The 26,248-nt window shown below is 70.6% G+C and carries 24 protein-coding genes; 12 read left to right on the forward strand and 12 right to left on the reverse strand.

Features of this window, described 5'->3' with window-relative positions:
• The first annotated feature begins 54 nt into the window (after positions 1-54).
• From argJ to DGO_RS06810, 3 genes are all read left to right on the forward strand, one after another.
• The gene (gene argJ, locus DGO_RS06800; RefSeq protein ID WP_264371046.1) at positions 55-1,170 is read left to right on the forward strand and encodes a bifunctional glutamate N-acetyltransferase/amino-acid acetyltransferase ArgJ; all 1,116 of its coding nucleotides are present in this window, start codon (positions 55-57) and stop codon (positions 1,168-1,170) included.
• 246 nt (positions 1,171-1,416) lie between these two features.
• A complete protein-coding gene (locus DGO_RS06805; RefSeq protein ID WP_014684745.1) occupies positions 1,417-1,923 on the forward strand; it encodes a transcription initiation factor IIE subunit alpha family protein in 507 nt (168 codons plus the stop codon).
• 281 nt (positions 1,924-2,204) lie between these two features.
• Positions 2,205-2,789, forward strand: coding sequence for an MSMEG_1061 family FMN-dependent PPOX-type flavoprotein (locus tag DGO_RS06810; RefSeq protein ID WP_043801474.1), 585 nt, complete (start codon positions 2,205-2,207; stop codon positions 2,787-2,789).
• Between the two features lie 90 nt (positions 2,790-2,879).
• On the opposite strand, the gene galK is transcribed toward DGO_RS06810, so the two are convergent.
• The 9 genes from galK to DGO_RS06855 all read right to left on the reverse strand — a co-directional run bounded on the left by galK (position 2,880) and on the right by DGO_RS06855 (position 14,688).
• Complete coding sequence (gene galK, locus DGO_RS06815) at positions 2,880-3,911, reverse strand: galactokinase (RefSeq protein ID WP_043801476.1); 1,032 nt, start codon at positions 3,909-3,911, stop codon at positions 2,880-2,882.
• Entirely contained in the window at positions 3,908-5,011 is a 1,104-nt protein-coding gene (gene galT, locus DGO_RS06820) for a galactose-1-phosphate uridylyltransferase (RefSeq protein WP_043801478.1), read from the reverse strand. The genes galK and galT overlap by 4 nt, the downstream gene beginning before the upstream one ends.
• Positions 5,004-6,551, reverse strand: a complete 1,548-nt coding sequence (locus DGO_RS06825) for a glycoside hydrolase family 36 protein (RefSeq protein ID WP_014684749.1) — start codon at positions 6,549-6,551, stop codon at positions 5,004-5,006. Before DGO_RS06825 ends, galT begins: the two co-directional genes overlap by 8 nt.
• Before the next feature lie 47 nt (positions 6,552-6,598).
• Positions 6,599-7,939 carry an alpha-glucosidase/alpha-galactosidase gene (gene melA, locus DGO_RS06830; protein ID WP_014684750.1) on the reverse strand — a complete coding sequence of 447 codons (1,341 nt, stop codon included), beginning with the start codon at positions 7,937-7,939 and terminating at the stop codon, positions 6,599-6,601.
• Between the two features lie 100 nt (positions 7,940-8,039).
• Complete coding sequence (locus tag DGO_RS06835; RefSeq protein ID WP_014684751.1) at positions 8,040-9,356, reverse strand: ABC transporter substrate-binding protein; 1,317 nt, start codon at positions 9,354-9,356, stop codon at positions 8,040-8,042.
• Positions 9,357-9,473: 117 nt separating this feature from the next.
• A complete protein-coding gene (locus DGO_RS06840) occupies positions 9,474-10,400 on the reverse strand; it encodes a carbohydrate ABC transporter permease (RefSeq protein WP_014684752.1) in 927 nt (308 codons plus the stop codon).
• A gap of 10 nt (positions 10,401-10,410) precedes the next feature.
• A complete protein-coding gene (locus tag DGO_RS06845; RefSeq protein WP_014684753.1) occupies positions 10,411-11,337 on the reverse strand; it encodes a carbohydrate ABC transporter permease in 927 nt (308 codons plus the stop codon).
• An 82-nt stretch (positions 11,338-11,419) separates the two neighbouring features.
• Positions 11,420-12,418, reverse strand: a complete 999-nt coding sequence (locus DGO_RS06850; RefSeq protein WP_014684754.1) for a LacI family DNA-binding transcriptional regulator — start codon at positions 12,416-12,418, stop codon at positions 11,420-11,422.
• Positions 12,419-12,663: 245 nt separating this feature from the next.
• The gene (locus DGO_RS06855) at positions 12,664-14,688 is read right to left on the reverse strand and encodes a beta-galactosidase (RefSeq protein WP_014684755.1); all 2,025 of its coding nucleotides are present in this window, start codon (positions 14,686-14,688) and stop codon (positions 12,664-12,666) included.
• Positions 14,689-14,745: 57 nt separating this feature from the next.
• On the opposite strand from DGO_RS06855, the gene DGO_RS06860 reads away from it, so the two are divergent.
• Positions 14,746-15,075, forward strand: a complete 330-nt coding sequence (locus DGO_RS06860) for a cyclic-di-AMP receptor (protein ID WP_014684756.1) — start codon at positions 14,746-14,748, stop codon at positions 15,073-15,075.
• Positions 15,076-15,332: 257 nt separating this feature from the next.
• Here DGO_RS06860 and purB read toward each other — a convergent pair whose 3' ends face one another.
• Entirely contained in the window at positions 15,333-16,640 is a 1,308-nt protein-coding gene (gene purB, locus DGO_RS06865; RefSeq protein ID WP_014684757.1) for an adenylosuccinate lyase, read from the reverse strand.
• Between the two features lie 113 nt (positions 16,641-16,753).
• On the opposite strand from purB, the gene DGO_RS06870 reads away from it, so the two are divergent.
• Entirely contained in the window at positions 16,754-17,602 is an 849-nt protein-coding gene (locus tag DGO_RS06870; RefSeq protein ID WP_014684758.1) for an aldo/keto reductase, read from the forward strand.
• Positions 17,603-17,726: 124 nt separating this feature from the next.
• Here the strand turns inward: DGO_RS06870 and DGO_RS06875 are convergent, their stop codons facing one another.
• On the reverse strand, positions 17,727-18,377 hold the full coding sequence (locus DGO_RS06875; protein WP_014684759.1) for a hypothetical protein: 651 nt from the start codon (positions 18,375-18,377) through the stop codon (positions 17,727-17,729).
• Positions 18,378-18,497: 120 nt separating this feature from the next.
• Between DGO_RS06875 and DGO_RS06880 the strand changes: the two genes are divergently transcribed.
• The 6 genes from DGO_RS06880 (at position 18,498) to DGO_RS06905 (ending at position 24,693) form a co-directional block, all read left to right on the forward strand.
• Positions 18,498-19,301 (forward strand): inositol monophosphatase family protein, encoded by an 804-nt coding sequence (locus DGO_RS06880; protein ID WP_226991485.1) that lies wholly within the window; start codon positions 18,498-18,500, stop codon positions 19,299-19,301.
• A 109-nt stretch (positions 19,302-19,410) separates the two neighbouring features.
• The gene (locus DGO_RS06885) at positions 19,411-19,896 is read left to right on the forward strand and encodes a hypothetical protein (protein WP_043801480.1); all 486 of its coding nucleotides are present in this window, start codon (positions 19,411-19,413) and stop codon (positions 19,894-19,896) included.
• 59 nt (positions 19,897-19,955) lie between these two features.
• Positions 19,956-20,885 (forward strand): histone deacetylase family protein, encoded by a 930-nt coding sequence (locus tag DGO_RS06890; protein WP_014684762.1) that lies wholly within the window; start codon positions 19,956-19,958, stop codon positions 20,883-20,885.
• Between the two features lie 224 nt (positions 20,886-21,109).
• Positions 21,110-21,745, forward strand: coding sequence for a Crp/Fnr family transcriptional regulator (locus DGO_RS06895; RefSeq protein WP_014684763.1), 636 nt, complete (start codon positions 21,110-21,112; stop codon positions 21,743-21,745).
• 84 nt (positions 21,746-21,829) lie between these two features.
• Positions 21,830-22,867 carry a DNA double-strand break repair nuclease NurA gene (locus tag DGO_RS06900; RefSeq protein WP_014684764.1) on the forward strand — a complete coding sequence of 346 codons (1,038 nt, stop codon included), beginning with the start codon at positions 21,830-21,832 and terminating at the stop codon, positions 22,865-22,867.
• Complete coding sequence (locus tag DGO_RS06905) at positions 22,864-24,693, forward strand: ATP-binding protein (RefSeq protein WP_050920707.1); 1,830 nt, start codon at positions 22,864-22,866, stop codon at positions 24,691-24,693. The genes DGO_RS06900 and DGO_RS06905 overlap by 4 nt, the downstream gene beginning before the upstream one ends.
• Before the next feature lie 112 nt (positions 24,694-24,805).
• Here DGO_RS06905 and DGO_RS06910 read toward each other — a convergent pair whose 3' ends face one another.
• A complete protein-coding gene (locus DGO_RS06910) occupies positions 24,806-25,450 on the reverse strand; it encodes a C40 family peptidase (protein ID WP_043801484.1) in 645 nt (214 codons plus the stop codon).
• A 314-nt stretch (positions 25,451-25,764) separates the two neighbouring features.
• Here DGO_RS06910 and DGO_RS06915 point away from each other — a divergent pair, with 314 nt between their 5' ends.
• Positions 25,765-26,181, forward strand: a complete 417-nt coding sequence (locus tag DGO_RS06915) for a hypothetical protein (RefSeq protein WP_014684768.1) — start codon at positions 25,765-25,767, stop codon at positions 26,179-26,181.
• The last annotated feature ends 67 nt before the right edge of the window (positions 26,182-26,248 follow it).

Raw genomic sequence — 26,248 nt, forward strand, 5'->3', positions numbered from 1 at the left:
GCCCCTGTGAACGAGTCTGTATTGCAGTTTCCCCGGGGCTTCCGCGCGGCGGCGATGGCGGCGGGCATCAAGCCCAGCGGCAAGACCGACCTGAGCTGCGTGGTCAGCGACACCGACTGCGCCTGGGCCTTCGCGGGTACCCGCAGCACCACCGCCGCCGCCAGCGTGCTGCGTAACCGCGAACTGGCCGGCGCGGGGGGCGCGGTGCGCGCGCTGGTGGTCAACGCCGGGGTCGCCAACGCCGCCACGGGCCGCAAGGGCGCCCAGGACAACGCCATGATGGCCGAGGCGCTCGCCAGCGTGCTGGACGTGCCCGAGGACGCGGTCCTGAGTGCCAGCACCGGCATCATCGGCCACCTGCTCCCGATGGACAAGGTCCTGAGCGGCGTCGAGCATCTGCCGACCGAACTGGGCACGGCGGCCCTGCCCTTCGCCACCGCCATCATGACCACCGACACCCGGCCCAAGACCGCGCACGCGACCCTGGGCAGCGGCGCGCGCATCGTCGGCACGGCCAAGGGCAGCGGCATGATCCACCCCGACATGGCGACCATGTTCGCCTTCGCCTTCACCGACGCGGCGGTGGACCAGGGCGCCCTCCGGGCCGCCTTCCCGGCCATCATCGCGCGCACCTTCAACGCGGTGACGGTGGACGGCGACACGAGCACCAGCGACATGGCGGTCGTCTTCGCCAACGGTCAGGCCGGGGCCACCGACGAGGCCGAGTTCCTGGCGGCCCTCGAAGGCGTGATGCGCGACCTCGCCCGCCAGATCGCCGCTGACGGCGAGGGCGCCACCAAGCTGCTCACCGTGAAGGTCGCGGGCGCGCGCACCGAGGCCGAGGCCCTGGCCGCCGCGCGCACCTGCTGCGTCAGCCCGCTGCTCAAGAGTGCCGTCCACGGTTCGGACCCCAACTGGGGCCGCGTGATCATGGCGGTGGGCCGCAGCGGCGCGGGTGTGGACATCGAGAAGATGACGGTCGCGGTGCAGGGTACGCCGGTGTTCGCCGGCAAGCCCCTGGGTTACGACGCGGCGGCCGTGAGCGGCAGCATGAAGGCCGAGGAGGTCGTCTTCGAGGTGAACCTGGGCGTCGGGGACGCGCGCGGTGAGGCCTGGGGCTGCGACCTGAGCGCCGCCTACGTAAGCATCAACGCCGACTATACGACCTGAGCCGGGATGAGCTAGACTCCGCGAAATTTCCAGACCTGCCCGGTCAGCAAGGCGCAAGCCCCCTGCTGGCGGGGCTTTCCTGTGTGTTTCCTCATCCGAAATGAGAAAAAATCTGTCACAATAGGAAAGTTGCGCAGACAGGCGCACCTGTTTGTACCAGGTTCAGTTGACTCGTTTTTTCCTCAGCGGTGGCAGATTCCGGCATTGGCCCGGAGCTGTGTACTCCGCTTCTCCCGGAGGAGCTGCATGTTCAATCCCCCCACCCTCGAAGACCTTCAGGAAACCCGCCGCGCCAACGAGAAGCTCGTGCTCAAGGCGCTCGAAAGCAAGCCCGAGTGGGTCGAAACCGAACTCGCCAAGACCACCAGCCTCGCACTGTCGCACCTGCGCGCCGCGCTCGCCAGCCTGCTTGACCAGGGCCGCGTGCGCCGCCTGCCCGGCACCGGCACCCGCGCCGTGTACGGCCTGGCCGACCCCGGCCTCGCCGACGTGCCCGCCACCCCCCTGACCACCGATGCCAAGCGCATCCGCGACTACCTCGAAGGCCGCGCCGACAGCGCCCTGTACATGAGCGAGCAGCTGCGCCTGAGCCGCGAGGAGATCATGGCCGCTCTGAGCCTCCTGAACGCGCACGGCATGATCACCTGCACCTTCGTGGGCAGCCTGGTCATCTTCCGCCTCAAGGAAAGCCAGGCGCTGGGCCAGGAGCAGGCCGCGCCCGCCGCGACGGGCAAGAAGAAGCAGGTCGCCTGAGCTTCTGCTCCTGCTGAGGAAGGTGCCCGGCCGCGTGAGGTGGCCGGGCACCTTCTTTTGCGGGTAGAAAGCATTAATGACAAAGAGGGCCTTCCCATGACCGAACGGACAGGTATAGCCCGCAGAGAGCGGGTGCATTCGGACGAGCAGGCTGGCCTTGCAGGGTTGAGCAGTAGAGAAGAAAAGGGCCAGAAGTCTTCGTTCCGGCGTCCTCATCCGGAGAAGTGCTTCAGGCCCTCTGCCGCCTGTGGGTCGGTCGCCCGTGCCGCTATCCTGGGGGGGTGAACGCCGCGACCGACCCGCACGCCGTCCTGAGCCTCGACGCGCTGGAGTCGCTGTACCCCGAGCCCAGCCGGGGCGTACGGCTCAAGGTGATGGATCATCTCGACGCGGGACTGGCCGCCTCGCTGGCCCTCTCGCCGCTGTGTTTCCTGGCGACGGGCAACGCCGAGGGCCAGCTCGACTGCTCGCCGCGCGGCGACGCCGGAAGCTGCGTGACCCTGCTCGACCCGCACACGCTGCTGCTGGCCGACCGGCCCGGCAACAACCGCCTGGACAGCCTGAAGAACATCGTGCAGAACCCGGAGGTCGGCCTGATCTTCCTGCTGCCCGGTGTGGACGAGGTCATCCGCGTGAACGGGCGCGCGCACGTCACCACTGCCCCCGAGCTGATGGCGCGCCTCGCCCTGAACGGCAAGCCTCCGCGCGCGGTGGTCGTCGTGAAGGTGCGCGAGGCGTTCATGCACTGCCCGCGCGCCTTCAAGTCGGCCGGGCTGTGGGACGCCGGGGGGCACCTGACCCCCGAACAGCGCCCCGACTTCACGGCCATGTTCGTAGAGCACGTGCGGGTCAACTCGGGCGGCTGAGGGGGAGTCCGGGACTGAAGCCGCCGCTTTTCCTGCCTGCTCCGCCTGGGAAAGTTCTGGGGGCACCCACGGAACTTTCCCGAATCCGGTTCAGGGAACGACGACCGCCGCCTGCGCACCGTATTCGGCCAGGGCAGGACCGGTGACGGCCGCGACCTGCCCGGCCCGCACGAGGGCCACCACCGCGCCCCCGAAGCCCGCGCCGGTCATGCGCGCGCCGTAGGTGTCGGGCTGCGCCTGGAGCAGCGCCACCAGCCGGTCCACCTCGGGGTGGCTGACCGCGTAGTCGTCCCGCAAGCTGGCGTGCGAGGCGTTCATGAGCTGTCCGAAGGTGGCGGCGTCGGCGTCGATGGCCGCCTGCACGCGGGCGTTCTCGGTGATGACGTGCCGGGCGCGGCGCGCGAGCAGGTCGGGCAGTTCTTCGGTGCGCGACACGTCGGTCACGTCGCGCAGCAGCTGCACGCCGAGGAGCCGGGCGGCCTCCTCGACCTGGGCGCGGCGCTCGTTGTACCCGCTCTCGGCCAGTCGGCGCGGCACGCCCGAGTCGATCACCACGACCTGCGCCCCGGCCGGGAAGGGCAGGGCGCGGCGCTCCAGCGTGCGCGTGTCGATCAGGAGCATGGTGCCGGTGTCCGCGAGGCTCGACGCCATCTGGTCCATCACGCCGCACTTGACGCCCACATACTCGTGTTCGACCTCCACACCCCGCAGGGCGAGGTCCACGTCGTTCAGGTCCAGGCCGTACAGCTCCCGCAGCGCGCGCAGGGTCGCCACCTCCAGCGCCGCGCTGCTGCTCAGGCCGCCGCTGGGCACGTCGCTGGCGACATGCACGTCCAGGCCCTCGTTCACGCCGCTCAGCTCCAGGCAGCCGGTCAGGTAGGGCGCGAAGCCCACGCCGACCTCGCCCACCGGCACCTCCAGGCGCTGGTCCAGGTTGGCGCTGTAGAGCCGGTGGGTGGCGGTACCGTTGCGCCGCAGCGACACGGTCGCGCGCTGCGGAATGGCGGTCGGCAGCACGAAGCCGCCCTGGTAGTCGGTGTGCTCGCCCAGCAGGTTTACGCGGCCCGGCGCGCTGGCGCTGGCCTCGGGTGCGTGGCCGAAGGTGTCCTCGAAGGCGGTCACAGCACGACCTCCTTGAGTTCGCGGGCGGCCACCTCGGGGAACTTGTCGTTGGCGAACTCGCCCGCGCCCTGCTCGGTGCCCGCGAGGTACTTCATGCGGCCCGGCGCACGCAGGTACGGATACAGCTCGATGTGCAGCGGAAATTCGGGGTACTCGCCGTCCAGCGGCGCCTGGTGCACCGTCATGAGGTAGGGCATCCGGCCGCCGAACAGCCCGTCGAGGCGGTTCAGGGCGTCCTTCAGGACCCGCGCGAGGCTGGCCTGCTCGTCGGCCGACAGGTCCGAGAGGCGCGCGGCCGGGCGGGCGGGCACCACCCAGGTCTCGTAGGTGTAGCGCGCGAAGGGCGGCACGACACTCAGGGCCAGGCCGCCGTCGAGGACGACCCGCTCGCCGCCCGCCCGCTCCTCGGCCACGAAGTCGCCCAGCCAGGGGCGACCCTGCTCGGTGTGGTAGCGCTGGGCCTGTTCCAGCATCCGCGCCTGCACGGGCGGGACGTGGTCGTAGGCGTACAGCTGGCCGTGCGGGTGGTGCAGCGTGACGCCCACCTCGACGCCCCGGTTCTCGAAGGCGAGCACGCTCCGGACCGTGCCGCCCTCGGCCAGCCGGGTGGTGCGGTCGGCCCACACGGCGATGAGCAGGGCCATCTGCTCGTCCGACAGGTCGGCCAGGCGACCCTGGGCACTCTGGCTGAAGACCACGACCTCGCAGGCGCCGACGCCCGCGCGCGTCCCTGCCGGCCCCGGCTCGGGCTGGGGGGCCGTGAGGGTCAGGCTGGGAAAGCGGTTGGCGAAGACGGCGATGTCGTACTTTCCGCGCGGCAGCTCGGTGGGGTGTTCGGGGTCGCTGGTGGGGGCCAGCGGGTTGTACTCGGGCGGCGGCAGGAAGGTGCGGCCCAGCCGGTGTGCGGCGTACATGACCCACTCGCCGCGCAGGGGGTGCCAGCGCATGACCGGGCGCGCGTCCACGGCCTCCGGGCTGGGGCTGGGAATCTCGGACGTGACCTCGATAGGGGCCAGGCCGTACAGCGTCAGGGGCCGCCCGTCGGGCTTGATGAAGTCCTGGCTGTGAAACCGGTTGCCCGGAGTACGGAATTCAGTCATGCGCCAGTTCTACCAGGGTTTGGGCTTGTGTGTGGGCGCCTACACTCCGGCCCGCGTCCAGCACTCGGAAGCTGCGAGCAGGCAGGTCGCCGGCCGCCGTGTCGGTGATATTGAAGGTGCCGCGTACCCACTGGGTCACGGTCGGGCCGCCCGCCATGGTCAGGGCGACGGGGCGGTCGGGGGCCGTGATCTCCAGCGAGCGCCGCAGCAGCGCGAGGTCGGCCTCGCCCAGCATGGCGATGGGGTCGCTGCTCGCGCGCAGACCGCCGATGGTATCGAGCATGCCCAGCATGGCCCCGCGCTCGTGGTCGCGCAGCAGGCTCAGCTCGCGCCGGGCGATCATCACGTCGGGGTCGGGCTGATACCACGCGTGCTGATACCAGCGGGCCAGCGTGGTCTGGAGGGCGCTGCGGGTGGCGGGCACCGCGCCGTCGCCCAGCAGCACACGCCGGGGCTGGTCGTCCCAGAAGGGCGTCACGTCGGGGCCGGTGCGCATGGCGTCCACGATGCCGATGCTCGCGGCGACCGGCGCCCCGCAGGCCAGCAGGAAGCCGTCCTCGCCCAGCCCGTCGCGGATGGCCTGGAGGCCCATACGGTAGGCCTGCGCGCGGCTGACCGCCGGGTCGTGCCGCACGCCCGGAAAGGCCGCCGCGTACAGGAAGTCGATCTTGAGGTAATCGTAGCCCCAGCCGCGGCAGGTCGCGGCGAGGTCGCGCAGCCACGCCAGCGCTTCCGGGTGCGTCGTGTCGAGCGCGGCGTACGGCCCGCCCCAGTTGTCGCCCAGCAGCAGCGGCGCGCCCGCGTCGTCCTTCAGCAGCCATTCGGGGTGCGCGGCAAAGAGCTTCGAGTTCGGTCCGACCAGGAACGGGGCCAGCCACAGCCCGGCGCGGTAGCCCAGTTCGGCCAGCTGCGCGGGCAGGTCGCGGGCGTGGCCGCCGAAGGTCGGGTCGGCGCCGAACCAGTCGCCCAGGTCGGCCTGGAAGCCGTCGTCGAGCTGGAACACGTCGAAGGGCAGCTCCCGCTCCTTCGCCAGCCGGGCATTGTCCAACATGTCGCCCAGCGTCACCTCGCGGAAGTAGCTGTACCAGCTGCACCACACCCGCAGCGGCGCGGGCGTGCGCGCGCCCATGCGCCGCCCCAGCTCCGCGCTCAGGCGCTCGACCGTGGCGATCACGTCGTCCGTCTCCTCCCAGGCGACCTCGACCTCGGGGCCTTCCAGCGCGCAGCTCACCTCGACCCGGTCGCCGGCCGCGCGCACCTCCCAGTGGGCGAAGGTGTGCGCGGCGTCCAGCGCGCAGCCCACCCAGCCCGTGTTGCTGCCCTCCCGCACAAGCGCCACCAGGGTATGGCTGCGCCACACGCCCGCCTCGTCGCTGGGCGCGAAGGCCGGGTCTTGGCCCTGCTCGGTCATCCACTGCAACTTGGCGCGCACGGGGGTGTCTAGCAGGGGCCGCAGCTCGGATTCGCTCCACGACTGGTAGCCGTTGGTAAGCACGAGGAGGTCGGCGGGGTGGACGTTCAGGGTGAACCGGTGGGTCATGGAAACTCCGAAAAGGGGCAAGAGAGGCGGGCGGGGGCGCGGGGCGGTCAGTCGGCGGCCTGGAGCGTCTCCGGGATGAAGTCGCCGTGCTGGTTGAGCAGGTCGTTCGTCAGTGCCCAGATCTGGTCGAGGTCGAGTTCGGCGCTCGTGTGCGGGTCGAGCATCGCCGCATGGAAGATGTGCTCGCGGTTGCCGGTCACGATGGCCTCGACGGTCAGGGCCTGCACGTTGATGTTGGTCTGCATCAGGCCCGCGAGCTGCGGCGGGATGCGCCCGATGCGCGTGGGCTGGATGCCCTGGCGGTCCACCAGGCAGGGCACCTCCACGCTGCACTCGTCGGGCAGGTTGGCGATGAGCTTGCCGGCCGAGCCGTCCAGGGGGCTGTTCATCACGTTGCCGTACACCACGCGCGGCTGGCCCGTCACCATGCTGTGGATGATGAGCGAGCCGTACTCCACGCTGCGCGTCACCTCCAGCGGCTCGTCGGGGTTCTGGAGTTTCGTGCGCAGGTCCTCCCAGCCGCCGATCTGCGAGACGCAGCGGCGCGGGTACTCGTCGAGCGGCACGTTGAATTTCTCCAGCAGGTCGTCGCGCCCGCGCTTGATGAAGTAGGGCACGTACTCCGAGAAATGCTCGCTGCTCTCGGTCACGAAGGAGCCCAGGCGCCGCAGCATCTCGTAGCGCACGCGGTTCCACTCGGGCACCTGCCCGGACTCGGCCAGTTCCATCAGGCGCGGGTAGAGGCTCTGGCCCCGGTGCTCGAACTTGAGGTAGAAGGCCATGTGGTTGATGCCGGCGCACAGGTAATCAATCTCTTCGACCGGAATCCCGAGGTCCTTCGCCAGTTCCTCGGCGGTGTGCTGCACGCTGTGGCACAGGCCCACGGTCTTAACGCGCGGCGTGAGGCGCGCCAGACCCCAGATGTTCATCGCCATCGGGTTGACGTAGTTCAGGTGCAGGGTGTCGGGGCACAGCCGCTCCATGTCGCGGCTCATGTCGGCGAGCACGGGCACGGTGCGCAGCGCCCGCATGATGCCGCCGATGCCCAGGGTGTCGGCGATGGTCTGGCGCAGGCCGTAAGCCTTAGGCACCTCGAAGTCGGTCACGGTCGCGGGCTGGTAGCCGCCCACCTGGATCATGTTGATGACGAAATCGGCTCCGTCGAGCGCACGGTCGCGGTCGGTCGTGGCGATCACGCGGGGCGAGGCGCCGACCGTACGGGCGACGCGGTGCGCGACCTGCTCGGTCACGTCGAGCCGCTCCTGGTTGATGTCAAAGAGCCGGATGTCGGCCCCACCGAGTTCGGGGAAGCTCAGGATGTCCCCGAGCAGGTTCTTGGCGAAGACCGTGCTGCCGGCACCGACGAAGGCGATCTTGGGGGTGGTCATGACAACTCCTGTAAAAAGGTGACGCGGGCTTGAACGTTCAAGATAGGGCAAGCGGCGGGGGGAGGGCGGGGACAGGCGCCGCGCCCCCTGCCCGCTGGCCTCACTTCAGCAGGGCGTTGACGCGCGAGTTCGCGCCCCCCAGCACCGCGCTGGCCTTGTTCTGGCCGCTGAAGATGCCCTGCAGGGTGTTGGACATGATGTCGTTGACCTCCGAGGCCTTGTCGGAGATGGGGTAGTAGAAGGTGCCGCCGGGGGTCTTGGCCTGGTTGACGAACACCGAGGCGTCCACGCCTTTGGCCTTGAAGGCGGCCAGGGCGAGGTTGGTCGAGGCCGGGATGGCCGGCAGCACCGAGCCGCTGCGGCCCACGAGGTCCTGACAGCCCCGGCTGGCGAGGAACTTGACCCACTTCCAGGCCGCGTCCTTGTTCTTGCTGCCCACCCAGATCGAGTCGGCCAGGCCGTTGAACATGCTCATACGCTTGCCGTTGGGCCCCTTGGGCAGCGGCGCGATACCGACCTTGAAGGGCAGCTTGGAGGTGTAGTCCGCGATCATCCACGAGCCGTTCGTGACCATCGCGGCCCGGCCGGCGCGGAACAGCGAGTCGTCGCCGGCCTTGGACTCCTGGTAGGTGGGGGCCAGGCCCCGGGTGCCCAGGTCGGCCAGCCACTGCACGGTCTGCGCGAAGCGGGGGTCGTCGTAGTGGTAGGTCCTGGCGAAGGGCTGGTCGAGGTGCTTCCAGCCCAGGGTGGCCGCCAGGAACGACCACTGGGTCTGGCCGTTGAAGGTCGCGCCGTAGCCGGTCTGGTAGCCGTACTGGTTCACCTGCTTGGGGTTGAACTTGGCCGACAGGCCGCTATTGCCGCTCTTGTCCAGCGACAGCCGGGCCATCGCCTTCTGGTAGGTGCCGCCGTCCTTGGGGTTCCAGGTCAGGTTGGCGAGGTCGGCGGGCTTCATGCCGGCCTTGGCGAGCAGGTCGGCGTTGTAGAAGATGGCGACGGTGTCGAAGTCCTTGGGCAGGCCGTACTGCTTGCCGTCGCGGCCCCACAGGTCCTTGAGACCGGGGTAGTAGATGCCCGTGTCGAGCTTGTCCCTGGCGATGTAGGGCGCGAGGTCCACGAGCTGGTTGTTGGCCGCGAACTGCGGATAGTAGCCCAGGTGGTTGGTGAACACGTCCGGCGCGGTGCCCGACACGAAGCCGGTCGTCAGGCTCGACCAGTAGTCGTCCCAGCCCTTCTGGCTGATCTTGACGGTGATGTCGGGGTTGGCCTTGGTAAAGGCGTTGGCGCACTGCTGGTAGGCGGGCTGCTGGTTGCTGTCCCACAGGACGTATTGCAGCGTGGTGGCGGCCTGGGCGGCGCTGAGGGCGGGGCTGGCGAGGACGGTCAGGGCGGCGGTGACGGTCAGGACTTTTTTCATCTACGGTTCCTCCGGGAACGGGAAGGGGGGGCGGGGTGGGGACGGCGGACGGACAGGGCGCGCAGGGGCGGCAACAGGGGTGGAGCGCGGCTGGAGGGACCGAGGTTCACGGGCGGCCTACTTGGTGCCGCTGAAGGCCAGCGACTCGACCACGCGCCGGCCCATGACCACGAGCAGCAGGAACACCGGGAGGATGGCGATGAAGGTGCCGGCCATCAGGCCCGTCCAGTCGGGCGTGCCCTGGGGGGTCTGGGTCTTGAAGACCTGGAGGGCGACGGGCAGCGTGTACGACGCCTCGTCCTTGGCGATCAGGAAGGGCCAGAAGAACTCGTTCCACATGCCGATGGTGGTCAGGATGGCGAGGGTGACGAGCGGCCCCTGGCTCATGGGCAGCGTGATCCGGAAGAAGATGGTCAGGGGGCTCGCGCCGTCGATGTACGCGGCTTCCTCGGTCTCACGCGGCAGCGACAGGAAGAACTGGCGCAGGAAGAACACGGCGAAGGGCGACATCAGGATGAAGGGGGCCACCATGCCGGGCATCGTGTTGAGCCAGCCCAGGTTCTTGACCGTGATGAAGTTGGGGATGAACAGTACGATCCCCGGAATCATCAGCGCGATCAGGAACAGGGTGAAGATGAAGTCGCGGCCCGGAAACCGCAGGCGGGCGAAGGCGTAGGCCGCCATCGCGGAGAAGAAGGTCTGGCCCACCACGATCAAGCCGGTGAACACGGCGCTGTTCTTCATCGCCGTGGCGAAGCTCACCGAGCTGCCCGACCCGCCCGCCGCCTGCGCCGCCTCGGGCGAGAGCAGCCCCAGCACGCGCTGAAAGTTGATCAGGGTGGGCTGCGAGGGCCACAGGCTGGCGGCCTCGGTATACAGCGCCTTGTTACCGGTCAGCGCCGTTTTTAGAACGATAAAAATCGGGAACACAGAGACGAAGACGATCAGGAGCAGGCACGCCCAGGCGACGAGGCGCCCGATAGGGAAGGCTTTCTTGGGGCGCTGGACATCCTGCGCGCGGCCGGTGGGGGTCAGGGTCGTCATCTTGGGTCCTTTATTCGAGGTCCGACTCGCCTGCGCGCAGCAGCCGCATCTGGAGCAGCGTGAACACGACCAGCAGGGCGAAGAGCAGCATGCTCATGGCGGTGGCGTAGCCCATTTTGAAAAAGGCGAAGGCGTTCTGGTAGATGTAGTAGACGAGCACCTTGGTGGCGTCCACGGGGCCGCCCTGGGTGGTCACGGCGACCGTGTCGAAAATCTGGAAAGAGCCGATGACCGAGGTCACGAGCACGAACACGGTGACCGGGCGTAGCAGGGGCAGCGTGATCTTCCAGAAGGTGTTCCACTCGCGCGAGCCGTCGATGGCCGCCGCCTCGTACACCGTGCGCGGAATGGCCTGGAGGCCGGCGTAGAACAGCAGCGCGTTGAAGCCCATGTGCTTCCAGATGTTGATGAAGGCGATGGTCGGGATGGCCTGACCGGCGTCGTTGAAAAAAGCCTGCCGGCCGATGGGCGTATTCGCCAGCCACTGGTTGACGATGCCCAGCAGCGGATCGAGCATCCACAGGAAGATCATGCCGACGAGCACGCTGGAGAGCAGATACGGCACGATGAGCAGCCCCTTGACGAACATGCTCTTGACCAGCCGGTCCATCGCCACGGCGAGCAGGATGGACAGCAGCGTCTGGAGCGGGATGTTCCACAGGACGTACTTCACGGTGATGCCCAGCGCCGACCAGAATTTGGGATCTTGCATGGCGTCGCGGTAGTTCTGGAAGCCCACGCCCTGCGGGTCGCTCAGGAGGTTCCAGTTCGTGAAGCTGATCTGGAACCCGCGCAGCGCCGGGTACAGGTAGAACACCGCGAAGCCGACGATGGCCGGAAGGATGAACAGGTAGCCGACCAGGGCCTGCGACGGCAGTTTTCGTCGCCGGGCCGTGCTCGCCGCGCTGTAGGGCTTGGTGGGGGTGCCTGTGGTCATACCTTCCTCCTGTGGCCGGGCGGCCCGCTGGTGCGCCGGGGGGCGGGGGCGAAAGTGGGGCGGGGCAGGTCCCCGCGCCGTGTCAGGCCGAATCCCGGACGATCAGGGACACGGGGTAGGGGGGCGGGGTGACGCAGTCCTCGCCGCTTGTCAGGGCGATGAGGAGCCGGGCGGCCTCGCGCGCCATCTCGGCGTGGGGCACGCGCACGGTGGTGAGTTTGGGGTGCAGGTACTGCACGAAGTCGAAGTCGTCGAAGCCGCTGATGGCCAGGTCGCCGGGCACGCTCAGGCCCAGGCCGTGCGCGGCGCTCAGCGCGCCGGTCGCCATGCGGTCGTTGCCGCCCAGCAGCGCGTCGGGCAGATCGCCCGAGGCGTGCAGCTCCAGCAGCGCCCGCTCGCCCGAGGCGTAGGACCAGTCGCCGTCGATGTGCCGGGCGCGCACGCCGTGGGCCTTCGCGGCGGCGAAGAAGCTGTCGCGCCGCATCAGGGCCGTGCTGCCGTAGTCACGCGTGGGCAGCACGAGGGCGAGGTCGCGCCGCCCGCGCGCGACGTGGTGGGCGACCAGGGCGCGCATCCCGCTCGCGTAGTCGGCGCTGACCGTGTGCGGCGTACCCGGCAGGAAGTGGTCGAGCAGCACGACGTTCATGCCCCAGGAGGTCATGCGTTCCCACTGCGCGGCCTGAAGGCGCGTGCCGATGATCACGGCCCCGCCGATGCTGCGCTGGAGGTAACGCTGGCGCAGCTCGTCCAGGCTGGCCTCGTCGTGCGCCAGGAAGGCGGTCGCCAGGCTGTAGCCCTGGGCGTTGGCCTCGGCGGTCAGCGCCGCTTGGATCAGGTTGCGGTAGGGGTCACTCAGGGTGTCGGGGTCGTGCTCGAAAGAGGCGAAGCACAGCGTCGTGACGCGCGCCTCGCGCAGCGCCTTGGCGGCCTGGTTGGGGTGGTAGTCCAGGGCGCTGATCGAGGACAGGACCCGCTCGCGGGTGGTGGGGCGAATGGACGGATGGCCGTTGAGCACATTGGAAACGGTCTGATGCGACACGCCTGCATGGGCGGCGACATCCTTGAGCGTGGCGCGAGTCATGAACCTGACCTCCTGGACAGTCCTGCGGGTGAAGCCCTGACGGCTCCGCTGTTTTGATCGTTAAAGCTATGGAACCATAAGGCCGGTCGGGTGTCAATAGAACGTTCAAATTGCACCCGGTGCAGAGGATTCCGGCTACCGGCGACGGACGAAAAGCCGGAACGGACCGCCTCCTGCGGCGTCCGTTCCGGCCGGGTCGAATCTGGCGTCGCCGCGCACCCTGTCGGGGGCGGCTGGCCGTCAGGTCAGTCGGGCCGCACCTGGAAAGACACGGGAGGCACCTGTATTCCGTTCCAGGTCAGCGGCCCGGCGGTCCAGTTCTGGAGCAGGGTGCGCCCGGCGCGGCGGCTCAGGCGCAGGCCTGGCGGCAGGTCGGTGGTGTCCACGCCCGCCCGGCCCAGCACCCCGCGCAGCACCTCGGCGATCAGGGCCGGGCTGTGCGCGCCGATCACCACGCCCTCGCCCTGGCCGCCGGGGCGACACAGGGCCGCCGCCTGACCGTCCAGCGGGCCGCCCACGTAGCGGTGTGTGACCGCCGTGCCCGCCTCGGGGCGGTAGCTCTCGGCCCAGGCGAAGGCCTCGTACTCGCCGCCGGGGCCAGCCACGCGCGTTTCGAGGCCCGGGCGCAGCGAGTCGAATTGCGCCAGGCGGGCGCCCAGCAGCCCGGCGAGCGGCCCGAACTGCCCGCCCTCCGGCGTGCCGCCCGAGACGGTGCGGAAGGCCGTGCGCGGCCCGCAGACCAGCCGCGCGCCCGCCTCTACCGCCGCCGTCCAGCGCGCGGCCCGCTCCGGGGTCATCAGGGTGATGGCGGGCGCGACGACCACCGCGTAGCCGCTCAGGTCGGCGTCGGCGTGCAGCACGTCCACGTCTGCCCCCAGGGCGCGCAGGGCCGAGTAGTAGGCCAGCGTCTGCGCCCAGTAGTTCAGGCCCGCGCTGTGGGGTTGCAGGTCGTAGATCCACAGGCTCTCGTAGTCGTGCAGCAGGGCCACGCGGGCGGGCACCTCACCGGCCGGGAACCCCTCCAGGTTCAGCGCGGCGACCTCGGCGTGCCCCCGGTCGGGCGTCTCGTCGTGGCGCAGCAGGCCCGAGTGCAGGATCTCCTGGGCGGCGGTGGCGGCCCGCCAGCGGAAGTAGCTCACCACGTCGTTGCCGTGCGCCCACGCCTGGGCGGTCCACAGCGCCACCGCGCCGTCTGCGGGCAGCGGGTTGTAGGGCGCCCAGTTCACCTGCCCGCACTGCTGTTCCATCACCCAGGGGCCGGTGGGGGTGCCGGGGCCGCCCCGTCCCAGGCGGCCGGGCACGCCCGCGAGCAGCCCCCGGTACAGGTCGTGGTTGAAGGCCACGAGGTCGGGGTGCCCGGTGCGCGCATACTCCAGCTTCTGGGCCTCGTAGCCGGGCGGCGCGAAGAATTCCAGCATCCCGAGCGGGTAGTTGTCCCAGGTGGCGAAATCCAGCCCCCGGCTGACCTCGTAGTGGTCGAAGCCCGACTCGAAGATCATGAAGTTGTGCGTGACGAAACGCCCCGGCGAGCACTCGCGCAGGATGGCGACCTGCTCGGCCTGGAACTCGGCGATCATGGCCGAGCAGAAGCGGGCGTAGTCGAGCGCGTGCGCCGGGTTGGCCTCGGTGACGGTCAGGATGGGCGGCGCGAGCTGGTCCCAGGCCGCGTACTCCATGCTCCAGAAGGCGTTGCCCCAGGCCGCATTCAGGGCCTCCAGGGAGCCGTAGCGCTTTTCCAGCCAGCCGGGAAAGGCCGCCGCGCTCGCGCCGCCGTAGCTGCGGCTCGTGGCGTGGCAGCCGAACTCGTTGTCGGTCTGCCAGCCCACGACGGCCGGGTGCCCGCCGTAGCGCTCGGCGATGGCGCGCGTGATGCGCCGCGAGTGCTCGCGGTAGACCGGCGACGCGAAATCGTAGTGCCGCCGCGACCCGAACTCGCGCACGCGGCCCTGGTCGTCTACGGGCAGAATTTCGGGGTGGGCGCGCACCAGCCACGCGGGCGGGGTGGCGGTCGGCGTGCACAGCACCACGCGCAGGCCCTGGGCCGCGTACGTCTCGACGGCCTCGTCGAGCCAGGCCCAGTCGTACTCGCCGGGGTGCGGTTCCATGCGGCTCCAGGCGAACTCGGCGATCCGCACGAAGCTCAGGCCCAGCTCGCGCTGCTGGCGGGCATACGGAGCCCAGCGGTCCTGGGGCACCTGTTCGGGGTAGTCGCACACCCCCAGCAGGAGGTGGGGGACGGAGGGGCCGGGCGCGTCAGGGGGGAGGGTCATGGCCCGCATTTCAGCACGCGCGGGCGGCCCGCACAGGCCCCTGCTATCCTGAATCTTATGAAGCTGGTTCTCGCCGTGATTCAGGACGCCGACGCGACCGCCCTCGTGCGGACCCTGTCGGAACACGCCTTCGAGGTCACCAAGCTCGCCAGCACCGGCGGCTTTCTGCGCGAGGGCAACACCACCCTCATGATCGGGGTGGACGACGACCGCCTCCCCGAACTCAAGCGCCACGTGCAGCGCACCTGCCGCGCCCGCACCCGCCTGGTGTCCCCGAACGTGCCGATGGGTGAGCAGAACGAGAGCCTGATGGGCGACCCCGTCGAGGTGCCGGTGGGCGGCGCGGTCATGTTCGTGATGGGCGTGCAGGAGTTCGTGAAGGTCTGAGACGGACTCCGGTCGAGTCGCCCAGGATGTGATTTGAGCGGGGCGGGCAGGAGTCGGGCAAATTCCGGACGTGGAGCCGGGAGCGGGTGCGGCAACGCCGACAAGTGGGACGAAGGGTTCCCCTGACCCTGGGGGCACATAGGGTCAGGGGAGCCCCTTCCCGGTGGGTCAACGCCACAGACGGAATCCGGAGCACACCGAACCCTACGAAGCCCGCCCGGTGACCTCACGCCGCCGGGCGGGAAGGGACCGGATCCTTACAACCCGAAGCGGGCGTAGATGTCGTCCACATGGCGCAGGTACCACGCCAGATCGAAGGCGGCGTCCAGTTCGGCGTCGCCCAGCGGGTTCTCGGGGTCGGCCTTCAGGAGGTCGCGCAGGCCCTCGCCGGTCTCCCAGCTCTGGAGGGCATGGCGCTGCACCAGCCCGTAGGCGGCCTCGCGGCTCATGCCCTTCTCGTCGATCAGGGCGTGCAGTACCCGCTGCGAGAACACCAGCCCGCCCAGGTCGTTGAGGTTGCGCAGCATCCGCTCGGGGAACACCACGAGGTCGCGCAGCACGCCGGTCAGGCGGCGGGTCGCGTAGCTCGCGGCGGCGGTGGCGTCGGGCAGGATGATGCGCTCGGCGCTCGAATGGCTGATGTCGCGCTCGTGCCACAGGGCCACGTTCTCCAGGCCGGTCGTCAGGTGGCCGCGCAGCAGCCGCGCGAAGCCGGTGACGTTCTCGGTCAGGATCGGGTTTTTCTTGTGCGGCATGGACGAGCTGCCGGTCTGGCCCTTGCCGAAGGGCTCCATCGCCTCGCGCACCTCGCTGCGTTGCAGGTGGCGAATTTCCACGGCGATCTTTTCCAGCGTGGTCCCCAGGATCGCCAGGGCCGAGAGCACCTCGGCGTGGCGGTCGCGGGCCAGCGTCTGGTTGGTCACGGGCGCGGCCTGCCAGCCCCAGCGTCCGGCGACTTCCTCCTCCACGCGCGGCGAGACGTGCGCGTAGGTGCCCACCGACCCCGAGAGCATGACGACCTGCACGCGGCGCCGGGCGGCGTGCAGGCGCTCCAGGTCGCGGTCCAGGGCGGTCATCCAGTTCAGGAACTTCAGGCCGAAGGTCATCGGCTCGGCGTGGATGCCGTGGGTGCGGCCCACCGTCGGCGTGTGCTTGTAGGCCACGGCCTGGGTGCGGCACACCTCGCGCAGCGTCTCCACGTCGGCCACGATGAGGCCCAGCGCCTCGTCGAGCAGCAGGTTCTGGGCGGTGTCCACGACATCGGTGCTCGTCAGGCCGTGGTGGATGAAGCGCGCCTCGTCGCCGTAGCGGTCGGTCAGCGCGCGCGTGAAGGCCACGATGTCGTGCCGCGTCACCGCCTCGATCTCGGCCACCTTGAGGGCGAAGGCGTCGTCCAGCGGGTCGGCCTCGCTCTTCTGCACAAGGACGGTATGGGCCTCGCGGGGCACCTCGCCGTGGTTGGCCTGGGCGTCCATGGCGGCGAGTTCCACCTTCAGCCAGGCGCGGTACTTGCTGGCCTCGCTCCACAGCGACTTCATCTCGGGGGTCAGGTAGCGGTCGATCATCGCCCCAGAGCCTATCCCAGCTGGGGCCTCCCCCAGCCGGGACATGTCTCGCCCCAAGCCGTCTTCACCCCCCTCTGGCCCGCGCCGTACCCCGCCGCCGCCACACTGCCGGCATGACTTCCGATCCGATTCCGACCGTCGCCCTGCCCGGAGGCGCCCGCGTGCCCGCGCTGGGCCAGGGCACCTGGAACATGGGCGACGACCCGCGCCGCCGCGCCGACGAGGTGCGTGCCCTCCAGACCGGCCTCGACCTGGGCCTGACCCTGCTGGACACCGCCGAGATGTACGGCGACGGTAACTCCGAGGAGCTGGTGGGCGAGGCCATCCGGGGCCGCCGCGACGAGGTGTTCCTGGTGAGCAAGGTGCTGCCTGGACACGCCACGCGCCGGGGCACGGTGGACGCCTGCCACGCCAGCCTGCGCCGCCTGGGCACCGACCGGCTCGACCTGTACCTGCTGCACTGGCGCGGGCGGGTGCCCCTGGCCGAAACGGTGCAGGCGCTGGAGGGCCTGCGCCAGTCGGGCGATATCCGTGCCTGGGGCGTGAGCAATTTTGACCCCGGCGACCTGCGCGAACTGGCTGGGGTGCCGGGGGGCGAGCATGTCGCGGCCAACCAGGTGCTCTACAACCTCACGCGCCGGGGCATCGAGTTCGACCTGCTGCCCGAAGCGCAGGCGCGCGGGTTGCCGGTCATGGCCTACTCGCCGGTCGAGCAGGGGAGACTGCTGGGCGACGCGGCGTTGCGGGCGGTCGCGGCCCGCCACGGCGTCCCGGAACTCCAGGTGGCCCTGGCCTGGGTGCTGCGCCAGCCGGGTGTGATCGCCATTCCCAAGTCGGGGCGGGCGGCCCACGTCCGCGAGAACCGAGCGGCGCTGGACCTGCGGCTGACCGAACAGGACCTGCGCGACCTCGACGCGGCCTTTCCGCCCCCCCGGCGGCCACAGGCCCTGGAGATGCTGTAGGGGCGACTCATCCGACCTCCGAACGATTCCGGTGCAGTGCTGGAATCATTCGGGTGGAGTAGGCAGGCTTGCTCAAGCGAGTCCGTTCTGCCCAAGAGGCGAGTGCAATCGCCGCCATCCCGTCTCAGGGGCGCGGGCCGGCGTCCGGTCCCTGGCCCACCCACAGGACCCGGCCCCCCGCCTGCACGGCCGGCCCCGTCAGGATGTCCTGCGGCAGCCACAGCCGCCATACCGGGTTGCGGGCGGCCACGTCCGGCAGCCCGGCGGCGCGTTGCAGGAGGTTCTGGTAGGTCGTGCAGTCCAGGCCCGCCGCCGTCTCGCCCGCGAGGAGGTAGGGCGCGCCGTTCAGGCGCTCGGCCTCGGCCCGCAGGCGGGGCAGGCGCTCGGGCGTGACCCCGACATCGAGCACGATCACGGCGCCCCGGCCGTACAGCGTCGTCTCGGGCCGGTTCTGGACCCCGCCCGAGAAGAGGCCCGGCGAGTCGCTGATGCGCCCCGGCGACAGCTTGCGCGCCACGTGGGTACACACGCCCCAGGGCTGCGCGCGGGCGCCGCACACCACGATCAGGCTGCCGTCCGGCGCGCGGCGCACCGCCTCGGGCACGCTCAGCAGCAGGGCCGGGGGAACGGCCTGCGTGACCAGCAGCCGCGCAGGGTCGGGAGCGGCCGTGTCCGCTGCGCCGGGGGCAAAACGCAGCGTCGCCGGTCCGGTCACGGGCGCGCAGGCGCTCAGGACCAGGGCGCACAGGGGCAGGAGCCAGAAGAGGCGCGGCATCCCCGCCACTGTGCCATGCCCCGCACCCAGGCCGGCCGGTGGGGCTCACAGTGTCGGCGTCCGGTGGCCCGCCGCCCTGCCGACACCCGCCTGACTATGCCCGCACTACACTCCGGGCACATGACCCACCACGCGACCCCGCCCGAACAGATGACCCACTGGCTGGAGGTCGCCGTGCGCGCGGCCCGGGCGGCGGGGGCCGTGCACCTCGCGCACCTGGGGCGGGTCGGGGGCGTGCGGGCCAAGAGCAGCTTCGCGGACCTCGTGACCGAGGTGGACGGCGAGGCCGAGCGCGTCATCCGCGCCGAGATCGCCGCCGACTTTCCGGACCACGCCGTGCTGGGCGAGGAGGAGGGCGCGCAGGGCGAGCCGGGCCGCTACCGCTGGGTCGTGGACCCCCTCGACGGCACCGTGAACTACGCGCACGGCTACCCGGTCTTCTGCGCCTCGGTCGCGCTGGAGCAGGACGGCGAGCGGGTGGTCGGCGCGGTGTACGACCCCACGCGCGGCGAACTGTTCACGGCAACGCGCGGAGGCGGGGCCTTCCTCAACGGCGAGCCGCTGCGGGTCAGCGGCGTGCCCACGCTCGACACCCCCGCCCTGCTCGCCACCGGTTTTCCCTACGACACGAGCGGCGAGCGCAACCTGGCCTACGTGGCGCGCGTGCTGCGGCTGGGCGTGCCCCTTCGGCGGCCCGGCGCGGCGGCGCTGGACCTGTGCAATGTCGCCTGCGGGCGCATGGACGGCTACTGGGAACTGGGCGTGCAGCCCTGGGACGTGGCCGCCGGCAGCCTGATCCTGGAGGAGGCGGGGGGCCGCGTCAGCGATCAGGCCGGCCTGACCACCCCCTACGGCCCCATGATCGTGGCGACCAACGGCGCCCTGCACGCCGAACTGCTGGACCTGCTGCGCGACGGGGAATAGCCGGCGTCCGGACTGGCCCCCACTACGCCATCTGCGCATCCGGCCCTCCGTCAGGCGGCGCTTGGCGCGGGGGGGCTCCGGGTGCGAGGCTGAGGGCCGAGGAGACCCCATGACCCAGCCCCCCACCGTTCCTCCTACCCCCCTGCCCGGCGCGCGGCCGGTCGCCGCCCCCGGCCGGACCCCGGTGGCCCGCGCAGGGTCCGGGTCGGCCGGGCCGCTGGCCTTCTTGCGGCAGTTGCTGGCGCTCTGGGCGGCGGACGACCACGCGGGGATGGCGCGGCGACTGCGCCGGCCGCTGCACGCGCGGCGCCGGCAGCGGCTGGCCGACGTGCGCGCCCAGTTTCCGGGCCGCCCCGTCGCCTACGACCTGCGGACCGCGCGCGACACCGACGCCGCCGTCACCGTGGTCACCGCCTGGCTGTTTCTGGAAGACGGCCCGGACGGCGCCGGCACGCGCGCCGAACTGTGGCGGTTCCGGCTGCTGTGCCTGGACGCCGCGCACCAGCCCCAGGCCCGTACGGTACCCGGCGGCCGCTGGACCGTGCAGCACGTGGCGGCGCTGCCCGGTCCCGGTCCCAGGGCGCTGCGGGCCTGAAGCTCAAGCGTGTTCCCGCACGCCCTGAGCGGCGGGCATGGCGCGCAGACTGGGGGGCGATGACCGCCCCCGACCCCGCCGCCTTCGCCCATCCCTTCCGGGCCTACACGCCGGCCAGCTACGGCTTTCCGCTGCCCGAGGGCCACCGCTTTCCTTACTACAAGTACGCGGGGGTGCGCGACCTGCTGCGGCCCGCCCTGCCGGTCCTGGAGACCCCGGCCCTGACCTGGGCCGACGCCGCGCGGGTCCACGATCCGCTGTGGCTGCGGCGCTGGCGCCGGGGCGAGGTGGACCGGCACGAGCAGCGCGCCTTCGGCCTGCCCTGGTCGCCGGGGGTGGTCGAGCGGGCGCGCCGGGCGGCGGGCGGGTCGCTGGCCGCGCTGCACGACGCCCGGCGCGTGGGCTGGGGGGCCAACCTCGCGGGGGGGACCCACCACGCTTTCGCCGACCGCGCCGAGGGCTTCTGCCTGCTCAACGACGCGGCGCTCCTGACCCGCATCGCGCTGGAGGAGGGCGTTGCGCGCCGGGTCGCCGTGCTGGACCTCGACGTTCACCAGGGCAACGGCACGGCGGCGTTGCTGGCCCCCGAGATGGCGGCGGGCACGGCCTTTACCCTGAGCGTCCACGGCGAGCGCAACTACCCCTTCCGCAAGGAGCGCAGTTCGCTGGACCTGGGTCTGGGCGACGGGATAGACGATACCGAGTACATGCGCGTGCTGCGCGCCGAGGCGCTGCCCGCCCTCGACGCCTTCCGGCCCGACCTGCTGCTGTACCTCGCAGGGGCCGACGTGCTGGCGGGCGACCGCTTCGGCCGTTTCGCCCTGAGTCTGGAGGGGGTCTACGAGCGCAACCGCGAGGTGCTGGTCTGGGCGCGGGCGCGCGGCGTGCCGGTCGTGACCATGATGGCGGGCGGCTACAACCGTGACCATGCGCTCACGGTGGCTGCGCACGCCAGCGTGGTCTTCGCGGGCCTGGAGGTCTTCGCGTAGTCGGCGGCGGGCCGGGCACTCCGCCGGGGCCGGAGCGGCGCTTCATCCTACGTTTCCCGTTCGTTGAGGAAGGGGACGTTCACATCCTCAATGAATCGCCGGCCACCTATGCTGACTGGAGTGTGAACAGGTGTCCTCCGCGCGGTGTCGCCGTCTGACGGAAGCCGGCCCCGACCCTTCCCTCCGCGAACTGGCCCGCGTTATGCGCCGGACAGGAGTTGTCCATGTCCTTCTATACCCGTCCCGCCACCGCTCCCGGCCGCTTCGAACCCGCCCAGGGCCGCCCCCTGCGCCGGGGCGATACGCTCTACTACGCCGGCGACCAGGCGCCCTCCCTGTACCGCCTCGACTCGGGGCTGCTGCGGGCCGTGCGCCTCACGCCCCAGGGCCGTAACCTGACGGTGCGCCACATCCACCCCGGCGACATCTTCGGTGAGGAGATCCTGCACGGCCAGCCCCGCTCGCACCAGATGGTCGCCCTGACCGACGCGGTGGTCACGGCTATTCACGTCGAGCAGCTCAGCACCGCCGAACTGTGGGAGGTGACGCGCAGCCTGAGCACCCAGCTCCAGCGCGTCATGAACGACGGCGTACACATCCAGGACGGCGACCTGCGCGAGCGCATCGCCCGCTACCTGCTGAGCCTGGCCGACAGCAGCCTGGGTGGCCGCCACGCCGACGGCGTGCGCTTCGTGCGGGCCACCCACGAACTGATCGCCGAGGGCACCGGGGCCACGCGCGAAAGCGTGAGCAAGCTCATCGGTGAAATGCGCGACGACGGCCTCCTGACCCCGGCCTACCGTTGCCTGACCCTGACCGACGAAGTGCAGCTGCGCCAGCTCAGCGGCTACCACGGCTGAGCCGACCTCCACCGCCTTGACACGCGCGGCGCCGGGCCTCCCGGCCGCGCGTTTTTCTGTGCGGTTTTCTGCACCGGGCGTAGAATGCCCGCTATGCGTATTCGCCTCGACCCCTGGCCGGTAGACACGAACGGGGGGCAACTCGGTCTTCAGACCTTCGACGGCACCCTCGAAGACCTCGAAACGGAGCGCTGGGCGGCGCTGCCCGCCCGGCCCATCCCGGAACGGCTGCGGCAGGTCTTCGTCGTGGACGGCAAACGCCGCATGGAATCCCGCCTCTTCATCGAGGACGACCTCGGGCACAGTGGCCTGGGCGGCTTCGGGGCCTTCGTGGTCGGGGCCGTGGAACTCTGCCCGCACGGCTCCCGGCAGGCCGAGCTGCGGCAGGTGAAGGCCGCGCGGCTGCTGGCGCACGCGCCGGACCTGCGTCTGGACCCCATGACCCTGTCGCCCCGCAACCCGCACACCGGGCTGCTGGAGTACACCCCGGTCGCCATGCAGGGCACGGACGCCCTGGCCGCCCTGAACCTGTTGCAGGGGCAGATGCTGGCCGCCGAGCAGCGGCTCTCGCACGACCTGGCCTCCCGCGTGCCGGCCGACGAACAGGACGACCGCGAGTGGCTGAGCGCCCTGACGGTGCAGGACGGCACGCTGCGCGGGCAGAACCTGAACGGCGCGGTGGTCGGCTGCGTCAAGACCATGGAGACCATGTACCTGCCGCCCGACCGCGCGGCGCTGCTGGCCGACCTGCGTCCCGGCGAGCGTACACCCGTCATGCGCATGACCTACCGCAACGGGCAGTTCACGCGCCTGATCTGGTACGTGCGGCTGTGCGAGGCGGCCTTCTACCAGCACCCGATGGCGGGCGTCATGCGCCTGGAGATGTTCGCGCCGGACGACCCGAGCTTCCTGCCGCCCATCGTGCGTCAGGTGGCGAACCTCAGCGGCACGCTCCTGACCCGTCTGGGCAGCCGCGCCCACAAGGACCCGCGCGCGCCGCAGAACCTCATTCCCACGGCGGCGCTGGAGCAGGCGATGGGCCGCTCGATGGGCAGCGCGGACCTCGTGACCCGGCGCATCCGGGCGCATATCGCCTCGCTGCACCCACAGGCGGTCGCATGACCACCCTCAAATTCGGCCCGGCCTCCGGCAGTCCGGCGGGCGTGCAGGTCGGCATGGTGCTGGGCACGCAGGACGTGACCCCCGTGAGCTTCTGGTTCGCCGTGCTGCCCGGCGCGAGCGTGCAGCTCGACGACCTCGTGGCGGTGGAGACCCGCAAGCCCGACGGGTCGGCCGTGAACTTCTACGGCATCGTGGACCACGTCCGCACCCGGCACGAGGGCGTGACCTTCGACAGCGACGTGCAGGACGTGGCGGCGGGGCTGCTGCCGGCCAGCGTGAGCTACGCGGCGCGGGTGCTGGTCACGCGCGTGCAGCCCGAGAACTTCATTCCGCCGCAGCCCGGCGACGCGGTGCGCCACGCGCGCGGCCACGATCTGCGCATGGCCCTGAGCGCCGACAAGATGGGCGACAAGGCCTTTCCCGGCGGGCTGCTGGCCGACGGGCAGGTGCTGCCCATCAACTACCGCTTCGTGAACGGCGAGAACGGCGGGCACATCAATATCAGCGGAATTTCCGGGGTCGCCACCAAGACGAGTTACGCCCTGTTCCTGCTGCACTCGATTTTCCGCAGCGGCGTGATGGGTGTGGGCGCGGCGGCGGGCCGGGCACTGATCTTCAACGTCAAGGGCGAGGACCTGCTGTTCCTCGACCAGCGCAACCGCGAGGTGACCGCCCGCGAGGCCGAGGCGCAGGCGCAGAAGGGGCTGCCCGATCACCGCTACGCCCTCATGGAGCTGCCGGTCGAGGCCTTCCGGGACGTGCAGTTCCTGGCGCCGCCCCGCCCCGGCCACTCGGGCGCGGCCATCGTGCCACACGTCGAGCAGCGCGCGGCGGGCGTCACGCCCTTCCTGTACTCGCTGCGGGAATTCTGCGCGCGGCGCATGCTGCCCTACGTCTTCGTGGACCGGGACGCCAGCGTGAACCTGGGCTTCGTGATCGGGTCCATTGAGGAGCGGCTGTACCGCATGGCGCAGGGGGCCGACACGCCGTACCTGACGGTGGACGACTGGCAGCCCGACACCGAGCAGGTGCTCGACGAGGACATGCGCTTCGACGAGATGGGCAGCGTCCGGATCGGGACCTTCGCGCAGCTCGTGGCCTACCTGGAATACAAGCTGCTGGACGCCAACGACGGCGAGGGCGACCGCAAGTGGGTGGGCAAGCAGTCGCCCGCCACCCTCCAGGCCTTCATCCGCCGCCTGCGGGGCGTGCAGAAGCACCTGACGCCCCTCGTGCGCGGCGACGTGAGCGCCGAGCAGGCCGCGCGCTTTCGCCCCGACCCGCTCAAGGCGGGCGTGCAGACGACCGTCGTGGACATCCACACCCTGTCGGCCACCGCGCAGATGTTCATCGTGGGGGTGCTGCTGCGCGACCTGTTCGAGTACAAGGAACGGGTGGGCCGTCAGGACACGGTGTTCGTGGTCCTCGACGAGCTGAACAAGTACGCCCCGCGCGACGGCGACAGCCCCATCAAGGACGTGCTGCTGGACATCGCCGAGCGTGGCCGCTCGCTGGGCATCATCCTCATCGGCGCGCAGCAGACCGCCAGCGAGGTCGAGCGCCGCATCGTCTCGAACGCCGCCATTCGCGTGGTGGGCCGCCTGGACCTCGCGGAGGCCGAGCGCCCCGAGTACCGCTTTTTGCCGCAGAGCTTCCGCGCCCGCGCGGGCATCCTGCAACCCGGCACCATGCTCGTCTCGCAGCCCGACGTGCCCAACCCGGTGCTCGTCAACTATCCCTTTCCCGCCTGGGCCACCCGCAAGGACGAGGTGGACGACCTCGGCGGCCGCGAGGTGGAGGACGTCGGCGAGGACTGGCTGCGGTAAGCGCACGTGCAGGAGACCGCCGCCTCTCCCGCACCCCCCGGAACGGCCAAAGCAGCGCCCCCGCCAGACATGCTGACGGGGGTGGCCGGTCGGTGAAAGTGGAGGGGAAAACTCAGGTCAGGACGCGGCGGGCGCCGATGTAGCGGCTGGCCCAGTAGGGGTTGGAGAACAGCGGCTCGATGACGGTGCGGCCCTTGAAGCTGTTGGCGTTGGCCATGCTGCCGTTGCCCAGGTAGATGCCCACGTGGCTGGCCATGCGGCCGGTCGTGTTGAAGAACACCAGGTCGCCGGCGCGCAGGTCGCGGCGGTTGACCGCGAAGCCACGGCCCCACTGCTGCGCGGCCGTGCGCGGCAGGCTGATGCCGAGCTGCTGGAACACGCGCATCGTAAAGCCGCTGCAGTCCAGGCCGCCGCCGCCCGTGCCGCCCAGCACGTAGCGGATGCCCAGGTAACGGCTGGCCGCCGTGTTGACGAACGCGCCGCCGCGCGAGGCGACGGGGGCCGCCGCCGTGGCCGGCTTGGCGGCGATGGGGGCCACGACCGGCTTGGCGAAGGTCGAGGCCGAGGTCCGCAGCACCTGACCGAGTTGCAGGGTGGGGCTTTGCAGGCCGTTGAGGCGCATCAGGGCGTCCGGCTCCATCTTCGTCGCCTGGGCGACGGTGGTCAGCGTGTCACCCGCCTTGACGGTATAGGTGGCGGCGGACGCGCTCGGCAGCAGCACGGCGAAGGTCAGGGCAAGGGTGCGGGTGGCTTTCATCGACAGGGGAAGTTTACCCCAGCTTTATTTATTTGCCCTTCATAGACAGGCAAATCCGGGGATTTTATGCGCCTATACGGCCTTTATGCGACCTCATCTTTCTGAATATCCCGATGAATACGGCAAATACCTCAGTGTTCTCAGGAATTGACTCATTTCTGATCTGCGGAGGGCAGTGTGCTGCCAGGCGCACTTTTCCGCGATGCCTAAAACTTCTCTTTCTCATGGTTCTCACGGCCGGGAAGGGGGTCGGGCGGGTGGGGGTGCCTATACTGGCCCACGAACGGCGGGGCCGCGCCAGCCGTGGAGGACGAATGAAGGAACCCATGACCACCGAGCAGCTCCTGCAAGGCCTCAAGCACTACCGCCGCATCGCGCGCCAGGACATGCTGCGTGCCCCCGAGACGCCGCATCCGGACGCCTTCTTGCAACACGCCGAGAGCCGGCGCGGCATCTACGTCGCCCTGGGCAGCTACGCCGAGGGCCACGCGCCGGCCGAGGTGATCGCGCACGCCCTGACGCTGTATCAGGCGCTGCCCTTCGTGACCGGGACCGCCGAGCACGAACACCCCGAGATCAAAGGGCAGGAGAACGCGCTGGAGAACTTCTTCCTGCTGGTGGGGCTGGACCCCAAGGCCCGGCGCGAGGCCCGCAGCCGCCGCCCCAAGCTGAGTGCGCCGGCCCCCGAGCGCCCCGCCGACGCGGCGGCCCCCGGCCAGCCCGTCCCCTGAGTCCGTTCCGCGGTCTCTGCGCCGCGCCGCCACCCCACCGGAAGGCGGCGCGGCGCTTCAGGCAGGC

Source organism: Deinococcus gobiensis I-0 (assembly GCF_000252445.1).
Classification (GTDB): domain Bacteria; phylum Deinococcota; class Deinococci; order Deinococcales; family Deinococcaceae; genus Deinococcus; species Deinococcus gobiensis.

What these genes read in the sequence shown, in the direction of transcription:
- DGO_RS06825 (WP_014684749.1), bottom strand. Translation starts at nt 6,551, where the DNA reads ATGACCCACCGGTTCACCCTGAACGTCCACCCCGCCGACCTCCTCGTG.
- purB (WP_014684757.1), bottom strand. Translation starts at nt 16,640, where the DNA reads ATGATCGACCGCTACCTGACCCCCGAGATGAAGTCGCTGTGGAGCGAG.
- DGO_RS06910 (WP_043801484.1), bottom strand. Translation starts at nt 25,450, where the DNA reads ATGAAAGCCACCCGCACCCTTGCCCTGACCTTCGCCGTGCTGCTGCCG.
- DGO_RS06905 (WP_050920707.1), top strand. Translation starts at nt 22,864, where the DNA reads ATGACCACCCTCAAATTCGGCCCGGCCTCCGGCAGTCCGGCGGGCGTG.
- DGO_RS06890 (WP_014684762.1), top strand. Translation starts at nt 19,956, where the DNA reads ATGACCGCCCCCGACCCCGCCGCCTTCGCCCATCCCTTCCGGGCCTAC.
- DGO_RS06845 (WP_014684753.1), bottom strand. Translation starts at nt 11,337, where the DNA reads ATGACCACAGGCACCCCCACCAAGCCCTACAGCGCGGCGAGCACGGCC.
- DGO_RS06870 (WP_014684758.1), top strand. Translation starts at nt 16,754, where the DNA reads ATGACTTCCGATCCGATTCCGACCGTCGCCCTGCCCGGAGGCGCCCGC.
- DGO_RS06875 (WP_014684759.1), bottom strand. Translation starts at nt 18,377, where the DNA reads ATGCCGCGCCTCTTCTGGCTCCTGCCCCTGTGCGCCCTGGTCCTGAGC.
- DGO_RS06805 (WP_014684745.1), top strand. Translation starts at nt 1,417, where the DNA reads ATGTTCAATCCCCCCACCCTCGAAGACCTTCAGGAAACCCGCCGCGCC.
- melA (WP_014684750.1), bottom strand. Translation starts at nt 7,939, where the DNA reads ATGACCACCCCCAAGATCGCCTTCGTCGGTGCCGGCAGCACGGTCTTC.
- DGO_RS06885 (WP_043801480.1), top strand. Translation starts at nt 19,411, where the DNA reads ATGACCCAGCCCCCCACCGTTCCTCCTACCCCCCTGCCCGGCGCGCGG.
- DGO_RS06850 (WP_014684754.1), bottom strand. Translation starts at nt 12,418, where the DNA reads ATGACTCGCGCCACGCTCAAGGATGTCGCCGCCCATGCAGGCGTGTCG.
- DGO_RS06860 (WP_014684756.1), top strand. Translation starts at nt 14,746, where the DNA reads ATGAAGCTGGTTCTCGCCGTGATTCAGGACGCCGACGCGACCGCCCTC.
- galT (WP_043801478.1), bottom strand. Translation starts at nt 5,011, where the DNA reads ATGACTGAATTCCGTACTCCGGGCAACCGGTTTCACAGCCAGGACTTC.
- DGO_RS06900 (WP_014684764.1), top strand. Translation starts at nt 21,830, where the DNA reads ATGCCCGCTATGCGTATTCGCCTCGACCCCTGGCCGGTAGACACGAAC.
- DGO_RS06835 (WP_014684751.1), bottom strand. Translation starts at nt 9,356, where the DNA reads ATGAAAAAAGTCCTGACCGTCACCGCCGCCCTGACCGTCCTCGCCAGC.
- DGO_RS06840 (WP_014684752.1), bottom strand. Translation starts at nt 10,400, where the DNA reads ATGACGACCCTGACCCCCACCGGCCGCGCGCAGGATGTCCAGCGCCCC.
- DGO_RS06915 (WP_014684768.1), top strand. Translation starts at nt 25,765, where the DNA reads ATGAAGGAACCCATGACCACCGAGCAGCTCCTGCAAGGCCTCAAGCAC.
- DGO_RS06855 (WP_014684755.1), bottom strand. Translation starts at nt 14,688, where the DNA reads ATGACCCTCCCCCCTGACGCGCCCGGCCCCTCCGTCCCCCACCTCCTG.
- argJ (WP_264371046.1), top strand. Translation starts at nt 55, where the DNA reads ATGGCGGCGGGCATCAAGCCCAGCGGCAAGACCGACCTGAGCTGCGTG.
- DGO_RS06895 (WP_014684763.1), top strand. Translation starts at nt 21,110, where the DNA reads ATGTCCTTCTATACCCGTCCCGCCACCGCTCCCGGCCGCTTCGAACCC.
- DGO_RS06880 (WP_226991485.1), top strand. Translation starts at nt 18,498, where the DNA reads ATGACCCACCACGCGACCCCGCCCGAACAGATGACCCACTGGCTGGAG.